Raw genomic sequence first — 11,755 nt, forward strand, 5'->3', positions numbered from 1 at the left:
TACACGCGTAGGCGGCGCCTGACAGAAAAATAAGGTGCCGCTGATGTTGTCCCGTTGTTAACCAGGTAAAATTAGCCTTGTTCTGACGGAATATATTTCGTTAATTAAACCTGGGATATTTCCTAAGAAAAATCCATTTTTACCGTCATTTCAAGTTTCAACTATCAAATGACATCAAACCATTAAACTACACCTATCAATAGTGATAGTGTTAAATTTCATTTTTATGGCACATAAATAGTTTTTTATTTCGATAAAGACGGCAATCACTGGATCGTTGTTCTTTTGAAAGGGAACAAATAGAAGAAACGATCGTTTTTATGATTATATTCGAAATCCATTATTTTTGTGGTGTCATCTGATTTTATTTTCTGTAAATTTCACAAAGAAACATGAGGTGAATTTCTGGCGTTAAATAACCAAAGAGGGCATGCCAAAAAGGGAAGTTTTATGGATTTGTCAAACTCCGTTTTTTCTGATGATTATTTTTTTATCGTCGGTATCAGTACGCTGTTAACATCGGAGTTGATTGATGAAAATTACTACATAGTAGATGTTGAGACAACAAACCTCCTGCAGGTTAAAGAGCATTTTTTTGCAGACAGGAAGATTATTGCGTTTATAAGCAATGATCTTGACTACTATGCATTAAAACATCTACGGAGTATTACGTTTGTTGATAAGCGAAGCCGACTTAATGAAATTCTGTCCTGCCTGTTTGTCAATGATTCCCGATATATTTATCGGGTGAAGTACACGCTTTCAATGCGAGAAAGCGAAGTGCTCTCATGTATGCAAAAAGGGCTTGATGCGAATGAGATTGGTAAACAATTAGGTATGACGGTTAAGACATTTTATGCCCACCGGCGCAGTTTGGTTTTTAAACTTCAGGTCGGCAATCGTATATCTTTGTACCGAACTATCGCACGAGTAGAAAGTTATAAGCAGGACACCTGCGAACACAGTATTTCGTTAATCAGACAATGTCATTCGTCAGATAAGTATTTCACTGGAGGGAATTAGCACATTATTAATTAACATTTAAAGCATCAGCATATTATTTCTTAAATATTAACTTAACTAACTGGATCTTATATGAAAAAGATTGCACTGATTTCCGCGATTTTATCGCTCTCTGTATTTCAGGCGGCAAATGCTGCTGACGGCGTAATTAGTTTTACTGGCAGCATCACCGGTACGGCCTGTGTGGTGGATACCTCTGCGATTGCGCAGCCTGTCAACCTGGGGACTGTCGCGACAACCGCATTCTCAGGCGGTAGCGGAGCAACGGCGGCGGCAAAGCGTTTTAATATTGTGCTGAAATCCTGCCCGGCCAGCATTTCCAACGCCAGTATTCGTTTTGATGGCATCACCGACACGATTAACCCTTCTATTTTAGCACTGAGCAATGGGCAGACAGCGTCGAATGTTGGTGTCGCGATTTATGAGCAGGACAACTCAACGCTGATCCCTGTGGGTTCCGCATCCTCCAGCGTAGCGCTGGAAGAAGATGTTGATAACACATTGACTTACTTTGCCAAATATATGGCAACCGGCGCTGTTGGCGCGGGTACGGCAAACTCTTCAACCGCGTTTACCGTTATTTACCAGTAAAAGCAGGGCCCTTCGCGGCCCTGAGTAATTCACTCAGGATCTCTTCATGTTTCAGAAAGTCTATAAAAAGATTGCCGTTGGTCTTTTGTTTATCTCCGCAACGGCAATAAGCGGTGTGGAAATAGGCGGCACCCGGCTTATTTATAACGGCAGTGGCAATCAGGCGGCAATCAGCGTTAACAATCCAGATAACAAGCCGTATTTAATTCAGTCATGGGTAAGCAAAAGTGAAAATGGCGACGACAGTGACAATGCATTCATCACCACACCGCCTTTATTCAAATTAAATTCGCAGGCGCAGAATTCAGTACGCGTTATGTTATCAGGCGACACGCTCCCTACGGACAGAGAAAGTGTTTACTGGTTGAATATTAAAGCAATCCCTTCGTCATCACCGGATGCTAAAAATGAATTATTGATTGCGGTCAAAAGTAAAATGAAGCTGTTTTATCGTCCGGCAGGATTAAAAGGCGACCCTTCGCTTGCGTATCAGCAGCTAACGTTTTCAAGCGTGGGTGGAAAGTTAAGTGTGCATAACCCCTCGCCGTATAGCGTGTCGCTATACGACATCAAGGTGAATGGGAAACAACTAGCAAAACCTCCAATGGTTTTACCATTTCAAACGGTATCGCTACCTCAGTCGGCGGTAACGGGTGGTGAAGTATCGTGGCGTGCGATTAATGACTTCGGAGGCATTACGACTGAACATAAATTTAAAATGTAGGTTACAAAGCCATGTTTCATGTCAATGCAGTTTCGGGTTTTGCTAAATTAACTCGGTTATCCACACTTATTTATCTGTGTACGCATACTCCTGCTGTACTGGCTGGCGATTATTTCTCTCCAGATTTTATTGAAACCCGTGGAAATATCCCGCGTGATATTGATATTTCTCGTTTTAATGAAGCTGACGGGCAGGTGCCTGGCGTCTATCACGTTGATGTCTATGTAAATGGAAATTATCTGGCATCACAGGATATTTCATTTATTGACAGTAAGAGTGGGTTAATGCCGGTGTTGACTCGTGCAGATCTGGTGCAATGGGGCGTTAAGCGCAATGCACAACCTGAATGGATGCATATGGCAGATACCGCGAACGTTGAACACCTCAGCAAACTGCTTCCCGGCAGCCAGCTTATTTTCCAGTTTGATGGGATGCGCCTGGAGCTCTCTGTACCGCAGGAGTATCTACAGCGCGATCCACGGGGATCAGTATCGCCTGAGCGGTGGGATGACGGGCTGAATATGCTGTTCCTGAACTACAACTTCTCAGGCGCTAACACGCATGGCAGCGACAAGTCGAGTAACGACAGCTATTTGAACCTGCGTAGCGGTATTAACGTTGGGCCCTGGCGATTGCGTCATTACGCCACTTATAACAACAACGATGGCGCTGGTCACTGGAACACCCTTGGCACATCGCTGGAGCGTGACATTAAGGCTCTGAAAAGTCAGTTCAGCATAGGCGATGGTTATACGCAGGCCGGTGTGTTCGACAGCGTGAATTTTCGCGGCGCGCAGCTTTATTCCGATGACAGCATGATGCCGGAAAGCGTCCGTGGTTTTGCTCCCGTGGTACGCGGTATTGCACAGACCAACGCGCAGGTCACCATTCGTCAGGGTGGCAACGTTATCTGGCAATCTTATGTGCCGCCAGGCCCGTTCGCGATTGACGATCTGTACCCGACCACCGCCAGCGGCGATCTGGAAGTGGCGGTACGTGAGGCGGATGGATCGGTGCATCAGTTTATTCAGCCATTTTCCGCGGTGCCGGTGATGCAACGCGAAGGTCAGTTCAAATATGCGCTGGCAGCAGGGAAATATCGCGCGGCAAACAGCAAAGATAAAGAGCCGGAATTTCTACAGGGCACGCTGAGCTACGGTTTACCCTGGGATAGCACGATATATGGCGGCACGCTGGCATCCGCAGATTACTGGGCCGGAGCACTGGGGATCGGAAAGGGGTTCGGTGAATTCGGCTCACTCTCTTTTGACGCCACTTTCGCCCGTACGCAACTGCCCGGCAAGACAGAAGAAGGCGTGTCGTTACGCGCGCAATACGCCAAAGACTTTGCTTCGACAGGCACCTCATTCAGTTTGATGGGCTATCGCTATTCCTCATCAGGTTTTCGTGATTTCCAGGAAGCGAACGGGGACGTGAATACCTTTCGAATGGGGAGCGACACAATACGTGAAGGCAACAGCTGGCGCTATGAACGGAACAAACGCAGCAAGGCGCAGGTGACGCTGAACCAGCGACTTGGCGACTGGGGAAATATAAACCTCTCCGCCTGGCAACAGGATTACTGGGGCGGCGACACCGAGCGCAGCGTTAACGTGGGTTACAACACCAGCATAAACAATATCAACTACGGCCTGAACTACAGCTATTCACGCGGCCCCTGGCACAATGAAAACGATCATATCGTCTCTCTGACGATGCAGATTCCGCTCTCACGTTTCCTGCCAGACAGCTGGATGACGGTATCCGGGAACAGCAACAAAAAAGGCGATACGACTTCGCAGGTGGGGTTATCCGGTTCTGCGCTGGAAGATAAAAACCTGAGCTGGAACGTGCAGCAGGGCTACAACAGCAAAGGCTCGGATACGATGGGAAGCGCTTCCGTCAATTACAAGGGACGTCATGGCGAGTATCAGCTTGGTTACAACTACTCTCGCGATAACCGCCAGATGTCGGTTGGGGCGATGGGCGGCATTGTGGTTCACCCTTACGGCGTCTCGGCCACGCAGCCTCTTGGCGAAACCATGGCGCTGGTGAAAGCGGACAACGCGGCGGATGTGAAAGTGGCGAATAACAGCGGGATTTACACCGACAGCAGAGGTTTTGCCGTGGTGCCGTATGTCACGCCGTATCGGCAGAACAGTCTGTCATTGGATACCGCATCGCTGAACCCGCATACCGATGTGCTGAATGACACCTACACCGTTGTACCGACCAAAGGCGCGCTGGCGCTGGCTGATTATCCTACCGTCACCGGTTATAAGGTCATGCTTCAGTTCACCGGGAAAGAGATTCCGTTTGGCGCGACGACCCGTATTAAAAATCACGACAACATTCCAGAAGGAATGGTTGACGATCGCAAACGCGTCTGGCTCAACGGCGTACCGGAAAAAGGAACCGTGATCGTTAACTGGGCCGAGGGAAGTTGTCAGGCAACGTATCAGATAACGCAGATCGCTGACAAACCGCAAACAGTCATCGCGCAATGCCACTGATCTGGAGAGAAAGAAAAATGTATCGAATTTTAATCAGCTTAATTTTTACCTCGCTGGGATTATTTTCACACACCGCCCTGGCGTGGAACTGCACTACGGTTACGTCAACAACAACGATCTCGCCGCAGAATATAACTATCTCGCGGGATCTCCCTGTAGGCTCGATAATAGGAACACAGGTTATTACACCGACAATTAATGCCTTTAACTGTTGGGACTCCGCTGAGGGCGTTATATCCAGGCAGATTTTTGGTATCAGAGCCATTGGCACATTCGATTCGTCACTCAACGGGCGTCAGATATATAAAACGAACATTAGCGGCGTGGGGTATTCCCTGTCCGCCGCAACGACAAAATGTGCCGCAGGCATCGTGACCGTTACGGGAAGCAATACCATACGGGGAGACATAAATACCGCTAAGCTCTGTGAAAATATGGCGGGGATGGTGAACAGCAATTTGGATGGCGTGGTTATCGTGACGTTTTATAAGACGGCAGCCGAAACCGGGTCTGGAACCATAACGGCAAGAACCGTGGGATCGCTGGTTATGTTAAATAACGCGCTGCTGTGGCATTCACCCGAATCTTCCGTCAATATCAACGCGTTCACGGTTACCACGCCAGCCTGTAATCTACAAACGACGTTTATCCCCGTGAATATGCAGGACGTAGATAAACAAGCCTTTAATGGCAAAGGCACCACGCCGGGAGACGCACACACAAAGTCTTTCGATCTGCCGATGGTTTGTAATGCCGGAACAAAGGTCAGCGTTAAGATGGAAGGCGATATTTTTGATGCGAGCAAAGGCGTGCTGAAAACCATTGGCGGAAATAATGCCGCCACGGGCGTGGGAATCCAATTACTTTATAACAATCAGCCGATGGCGCTGGGTTCAGATGTCGCCGTTGGCACCTCATCCTCCGGCGGCGGATTCACGGTGCCGCTGAAAGCGCGTTATTACCAGACCGGAGACACCATCACGACCGGTGCAGCGAATGGCGTTTTGTCATTTACCATGACATACCAATAAGACAGTGAGGGGGCGGCAAGACCGAAGCTGAACCACGTCCCCTCGCCATTTATTTTACCGGTTTTCCGTGGCGGTCGCCGGATTACGCAATTGCCCTATCAGCCGCTGCATGTTGTCCTCACAGGAAATCCCGTCAGGCCGGTTTGCAATACTGGCGATCAGACTCAGCAACTCGCTCTTGCTCTCTTCAAGCTGCTTCTGCATGAGTTCAATCTCCGCGATACGCTTCTCCAGGGATTGTATCAGCCCCTCGTGATCCCACTTTTTCTGCTCCTGCGGTAAAAAGCAGCGGATCTGCCCAAGTGAAAAACCGGCACGCTGAGCGTTATCAATAATCTTCAGCAGATTCGCCACCTCCGCCGAATAATTACGATACCCGTTGCTCTGACGCTGAGGAGGACTGATCAGCCCTTCTGCTTCGTAAAACCGAATACGGGAGGGCGTAAGCCCCGTTACTTTTGCCAGTTCACCAATCTTCATACCGTTTACAGACCTCTCTTGACCTTAAAGTTAACTTTAAACTTATACTCTCTAAACGGTCAACAGAAGATCGTTGCCGGACGCGCGCGCAGGCCCTGACGTTTCTCCTTTTTCCGGGAGCCAACGTCCTGGCGCTACGCGCAAGACAAGTCTCTCCCTTTAACAACTTACTGAACCGGAGAAACGATATGGGTTACGTAACAACCAGCGATGGCGTTGACATTTTCTATAAGGACTGGGGGCCGAAAGAGGGAAAAGTGATCTTCTTCCACCACGGCTGGCCGCTCTCCAGCGACGACTGGGATGCTCAGATGCTGTTTTTCGTGGACAAGGGGTTCAGGGTCGTCGCGCACGACAGGCGTGGTCATGGACGTTCCAGCCAGGTGTGGGACGGTCATGACATGGATCATTATGCCGATGACGTTGCCGCAGTCGTTAAGCATTTAGGCGTCCAGGGCGCAATGCACGTCGGGCATTCAACCGGCGGTGGCGAGGTCGTGCGCTATATCGTGCGTCACGGCGAGGATAACGTCTCCAGGGCCGTGCTGATCAGCGCAGTTCCGCCATTGATGGTAAAAACCGACAGCAATCCACAGGGTACGCCCCGGTCGGTGTTTGACGACTTCCAGGCACAGCTGGCCGCCAGTCGGGCGCAGTTCTATTACGATATCCCTGCGGGTCCTTTCTATGGCTACAACCGTCCGGGTTCCAGTCCGTCTGAGGCGGTCATCTGGAACTGGTGGCGTCAGGGAATGATGGGGGGAGCCAAAGCGCACTACGACGGTATCGTCGCGTTCTCGCAGACGGATTTCACGGAAGATCTCAAGCGCATCACTATCCCGGTTCTGGTTATCCACGGCGATGACGATCAGGTCGTTCCCTACCATGATTCCGGCGTACTTTCAGCCGGGCTGCTCAAAAACGGTACGCTGAATACGTACAAGGGAGCCCCGCACGGCATCCCCACCACGCATGCAGATCGGGTCAACGCCGACCTGCTGGCCTTTGTGAATAGCTGATATACCAACCACGACGGATGGGCTGGCAAGTCAATTAGCAAAAAAAGGGGTCGCGGGCGGCTGCATTCCAGTTTAAAACATACGAACCTATGTTGAGGAGTCTGACCATGCTGGATCACCGCCCGAACTCACAGGATGATCGCCTGCGGCAGGACACCGCATCGCTGCGCCACGAAATTACCGCAAAAGTCAGAACATATACCGAACATCAGGAACGGGTCGTCTGCCCGTTCCCCGGTCTGAGCGTTGCTGAACTCCACGGCCCAATGCCGCCGCTTTCTTATATTTACCAGCCCAGCGTGTCGCTGATCCTCCAGGGAGAAAAGCGCGTCACGTTAGGCGATACGGCCTATGTGTACAACGAATCCCGTTTTCTTCTGACGGCGGTCAATCTGCCGACCGTCGCCGAAGTGATGCAGGCCAGTGCCGAGCGTCCTTTTATATCGCTGTTGCTGGAACTGGATTTATCTGTTGCGCGCGAAGTATTGGTTGATATGGAACAGCACGGCAATGACGTGGGATTCGCAGGCGAAGGACTTTCGCTCAGCCATGCCGACCGCTTTTTGTTTGACGCTATACTGCGCTACATCACGCTCGCAGAACGCCCGCAGGATAAGGGGTATATCGGCAACCTGATTCAGCGGGAAATTCTGTATCGCATTTTAACCAGCCCGGCAGGTATGACGCTGCGGGAAACCGTACTGACGGGATCGAGCAGCCAGAGGATATCTTCCGCAATCAACTGGTTACGCACGCACTATTCCCAACCGTTAAAAATGGAGGATCTGGCCGGGATTGCAGGAATGGGCGTTTCGACGCTGCATCACCACTTTCGTCGCATGACCAACATGAGCCCGTTGCAGTATCAGAAGCAATTACGGCTCCATGAAGCCAGACGCCTGTTGTTGTCAGATAATGTGGATGCCTCGACAGCGGCCATCAGAGTGGGTTATGAAAGCGTCAGTCAGTTTCACAGGGAGTACAAACGCCTGTTCGGCATCACGCCAATCGGCGATAAAGTGCAGTCGCTGAAAGGCGCAGAACGCGTCCGGGAAGCGGGAACGTTGACCGGGATACCGCGCTGATACACGCATATCGGACCGCAAAACAGTCGATCCGATATGCGTTGCTTACCGTCAGTTCGACAGTGAAGCCATATCAATCACAAAGCGGTATTTCACATCACCCCGCTCCATACGCTCAAAAGCCTGGTTAATCTGCTGGATATCGATGATCTCACACTCCGGGTACACACCTTTACGGGCGCAGAAATCCAGCATCTCCTGCGTTTGTGCAATCCCGCCAGACGGTGAACCCGTGATGCGACGACGCCCCAGAATCAGCGGCAAGGTGCTGAACCCTTCCATATTCCCCAGATTACCGACAATAACCAGCGCCCCTTCCACATCAAGTAGCTGAACGTAGGGTGAAACATCATGGCGCGTCGGGATGGTGTCAATAATCACATCAAAAGAGGACGCCGCGTTATTCATCGCCTCTGCGGAAGTCGAGAGCAGAACGTGTTCGGCGCCCAGCTCATGCGCCTCTTTCGCTTTTGACTCACTGCGGGTGATAACCGTCACCTCTGCGCCCAAAGCGGCCGCCAGACGAACCGCAAGGTGCCCCAGGCCACCGATGCCAATCACCCCAACGCGCGAGCCGGGGCCAACGTTCCAGGTCCGCAGCGGCGAGTAAACGGTGATGCCCGCGCAAAGCAACGGCGCCGCTCTGGCCGGATCAAGGCCTTCCGGCAGATTCAGGACAAACTCCTCGCGAACCACGATATGTTTCGAGTAACCGCCGTAAGTGACGTCTCCTGAGATGCGGTCACGCCCGTTATAGGTCACCGTCGGAAACTCACGGCACATTTGCTCTTCGTGCCTGCGGCACTGATCGCACTCCTGACAGCTATCGACAAGGGTTCCGACCGCCACCTGTTGCCCGACCTGATAACGCGTCACTTTACTGCCGACATCAATCACCCGGCCAATGATTTCGTGTCCGGGAATACAGGGGTAAATCGTCGCGCCCCACTCTTTCCAGTCGTCACGGGTTTGATGCAGATCGCTGTGACAGACGCCTGACCACAGGATCTCGATCGCCACATCATTGGCACGCAATGCGCGTCGTTCAAACGTAAAAGGGGCCAGTGGCGTAGTCGCGTTTAATGCAGCATAACCGATGGTTTTCATAGCAGCTCCAGTTGTTTGTTTTCCACCTGAAACTGTAGCGGTTTGATGAATGGCAGAGTGAGCCTAATCCTGCCGGATGATTGCCTGATACTCCCGACAGAACGTCTGTCACGCATCCCCTGGCATTGAATGGCCAGGGCGGACGCAGGCGCATCACGCCCAAGGCTCTTTTTCAGAAGAGGCTATTCCCCTTTTTCCACAATTAACGGCTCGATATCGCTCTCTTTTTTGATAACCAGCGAATCATCACCACGCAGACACGTACCGCCATAGTTGCCGCCAACGGTGAAAGTGCAGACCTGAATATACTTCCCGGCCACGTTTGGCAGGCACCACAACTGCTGGTAAATGTTTTTCTGCGCGGCAAATTTCCCACTGGTTTTATCGAGTAACTCTTCCTGATGGCTCACCAGATCGATATTGCTGCCGCAGCGCCCGGCGATCGGTTTCACCGCATAACCGGTGCGCGCCAGTTCGTCATTAACCGTGAAATCGGTATCCAGCAAATAGCGGTGATGCGGGAAGAGCGACCACAGGATAGGCAAAATAGCCTTATTGCCGGGGATCACCGTCCACAGCGGTTCAAACACCAGCACTTCCGGTCGCAATAGCACATCAATCAACCGCACTTCATTTTCAGGATGGCCGGTACGAATCGGCACGGCGGCATATTCCGTCTCGCTGACTTCACGCACCTGTTCAATTGCGGTTTCCCACGCCCAGGTTTTCCAGACGCAGTTCACCAGGCGGCCATCGCCGTCAATCAGCTGACCGGCATCGTCCCAACGCAGCGCATCCAGTCCCCGGAGAATTTTGCTTTCAAACCCGGCCTGGCGCAGCGCCTGCTGCATAAACTGGGCGTGATAGTTCTCCTCAATGTCCTTATCCTGCATGATGTGGACGAAAGGACGCGCGAGGCTGTGTTTCCATGCGCCCGCCAGTTCGTTGATCAACCCTTCCGCCGGATTATGCCCCTTCCCGGTGTAGCCCTTTTCGGCCCAGCGTTCGAGGATCAGCCCCGCTTCGGTATGGCATGATGCGGAATCGGCGTTGTACTCGTACACCTTCAGGCCGCGTTCATCCATACAGAAATCCATACGACCGGTGATCATATGGTGGCGACGACGCTGCCAGGAGAGGCGCAAACGCGGCCAGAGGATTTTCGGAATGTCGAACAGCGCCAGCAGGTTATCGTCTTTCAGCACCTTGTCGGTGGCATGCAGGTACATCAGATGCAGCTCGTTGGTGGCTTTAATCAGCTCCTGCTCGGCGCTTTCCGTAATGGTGAAATACTGATGCGGGTCCTGATTAATCACATGCCCGTTCGCCAGCACATAGGCTTTTTGCAGCGGGTCCCGCTCATCCAGCCATTTGCCGTCAAACTGCCCTTTCTCTTCCAGCCGCGCGCCGCGAATCTTCAGTGAATCATTGGCGATGTCTGGTTGAGGCAGACTGTACTGCGTGTCCTCGGTCTGAATCATCCAGCCGAGGATCGTGGTGTCGTCAAAGGTATCGCGCAGGGTATAGCAGCCGTTTTCCACCACCATATCCAGCTCGCGGGTCCACTGTTGCCCTGGGGGCAGCGGCGTGTGGATCACATTCTGTTCGGCGATACGGATCTTGTTGTCCAGCAACTGGGTAATGATCGCCACATGGCCAGTATCTTTAAACTCGCCGCCGTTTTGCCAGATAAGCAGCGCGCCAGCGACCGGCGCGCGGGGCGAACCATTGGGAAACGCCTGTAACGGCAGGATGTTGTCGTTCACCACTTCGCGCAGGAAACGCAGCGAGAAGATCTCCCACGCCATGCCGACATCCGTGAACACAACCCCATAATTGAGAAAGAGAAAGCGGCGGGCGAACTCAACGCACTGCCATTTATGGCCCATATACTCGTTGCCGATGTAGCTGCGAAACGCGGCATCATCGCTGTATTCCCGTGGGTCGAGGGAGCTGTAATCTGAAGAGTAGATTGCTACGCCACCGGGGGCGTAGCCCAATAATGTCCCGAATGGGGCATCCTGACGGGTCGTTCCTTTGCTCATGCACCTTACCTCAAAACAATACAGCCTGAGCAGTATGGCGTGAATTTTTCGCTCTGCTTACCTGCTCAATAACACTAACCGGACAGAGGTCGATTCATCATACACCTCTACCCGGCCAGACGGCGCACAGAGACAAA

General features: G+C 51.7%; 10 protein-coding genes. 7 read left to right on the plus strand and 3 right to left on the minus strand.

The features are described from left to right. Positions 1-450 precede the first annotated feature (450 nt). From OGW17_RS19015 to OGW17_RS19035, 5 genes are all read left to right on the plus strand, one after another. Positions 451-1,023, plus strand: a complete 573-nt coding sequence (locus OGW17_RS19015; protein WP_012135108.1) for a helix-turn-helix transcriptional regulator — start codon at positions 451-453, stop codon at positions 1,021-1,023. A 72-nt stretch (positions 1,024-1,095) separates the two neighbouring features. Further along, positions 1,096-1,614 (plus strand): fimbrial protein, encoded by a 519-nt coding sequence (locus OGW17_RS19020; RefSeq protein ID WP_012135109.1) that lies wholly within the window; start codon positions 1,096-1,098, stop codon positions 1,612-1,614. Between the two features lie 46 nt (positions 1,615-1,660). Then, positions 1,661-2,338 (plus strand): fimbrial biogenesis chaperone, encoded by a 678-nt coding sequence (locus tag OGW17_RS19025; RefSeq protein WP_071257856.1) that lies wholly within the window; start codon positions 1,661-1,663, stop codon positions 2,336-2,338. A gap of 11 nt (positions 2,339-2,349) precedes the next feature. Next, positions 2,350-4,851 (plus strand): fimbria/pilus outer membrane usher protein, encoded by a 2,502-nt coding sequence (locus tag OGW17_RS19030; RefSeq protein WP_071257855.1) that lies wholly within the window; start codon positions 2,350-2,352, stop codon positions 4,849-4,851. Continuing rightward, entirely contained in the window at positions 4,842-5,882 is a 1,041-nt protein-coding gene (locus tag OGW17_RS19035) for a fimbrial protein (protein WP_225622015.1), read from the plus strand. Before OGW17_RS19030 ends, OGW17_RS19035 begins: the two co-directional genes overlap by 10 nt. 54 nt (positions 5,883-5,936) lie before the next feature. On the opposite strand, the gene OGW17_RS19040 is transcribed toward OGW17_RS19035, so the two are convergent. Next, a complete protein-coding gene (locus OGW17_RS19040) occupies positions 5,937-6,362 on the minus strand; it encodes a MerR family transcriptional regulator (protein WP_047461225.1) in 426 nt (141 codons plus the stop codon). A gap of 188 nt (positions 6,363-6,550) precedes the next feature. Here OGW17_RS19040 and OGW17_RS19045 point away from each other — a divergent pair, with 188 nt between their 5' ends. Continuing rightward, positions 6,551-7,381, plus strand: coding sequence for an alpha/beta fold hydrolase (locus tag OGW17_RS19045; protein WP_012135114.1), 831 nt, complete (start codon positions 6,551-6,553; stop codon positions 7,379-7,381). 107 nt (positions 7,382-7,488) lie between these two features. Continuing rightward, positions 7,489-8,466, plus strand: a complete 978-nt coding sequence (locus OGW17_RS19050) for an AraC family transcriptional regulator (RefSeq protein WP_225622014.1) — start codon at positions 7,489-7,491, stop codon at positions 8,464-8,466. A gap of 51 nt (positions 8,467-8,517) precedes the next feature. Here the strand turns inward: OGW17_RS19050 and OGW17_RS19055 are convergent, their stop codons facing one another. Then, positions 8,518-9,573 (minus strand): NAD(P)-dependent alcohol dehydrogenase, encoded by a 1,056-nt coding sequence (locus tag OGW17_RS19055; RefSeq protein ID WP_012135116.1) that lies wholly within the window; start codon positions 9,571-9,573, stop codon positions 8,518-8,520. A gap of 182 nt (positions 9,574-9,755) precedes the next feature. Beyond that, complete coding sequence (gss, locus tag OGW17_RS19060) at positions 9,756-11,618, minus strand: bifunctional glutathionylspermidine amidase/synthase (RefSeq protein ID WP_012135118.1); 1,863 nt, start codon at positions 11,616-11,618, stop codon at positions 9,756-9,758. Between the last annotated feature and the right edge of the window lie 137 nt (positions 11,619-11,755).

The sequence above is a fragment of the Citrobacter sp. CK181 genome (genome assembly GCF_030333595.1).
In the GTDB taxonomy this organism is placed as follows: Bacteria; Pseudomonadota; Gammaproteobacteria; order Enterobacterales; family Enterobacteriaceae; genus Citrobacter_B; species Citrobacter_B koseri.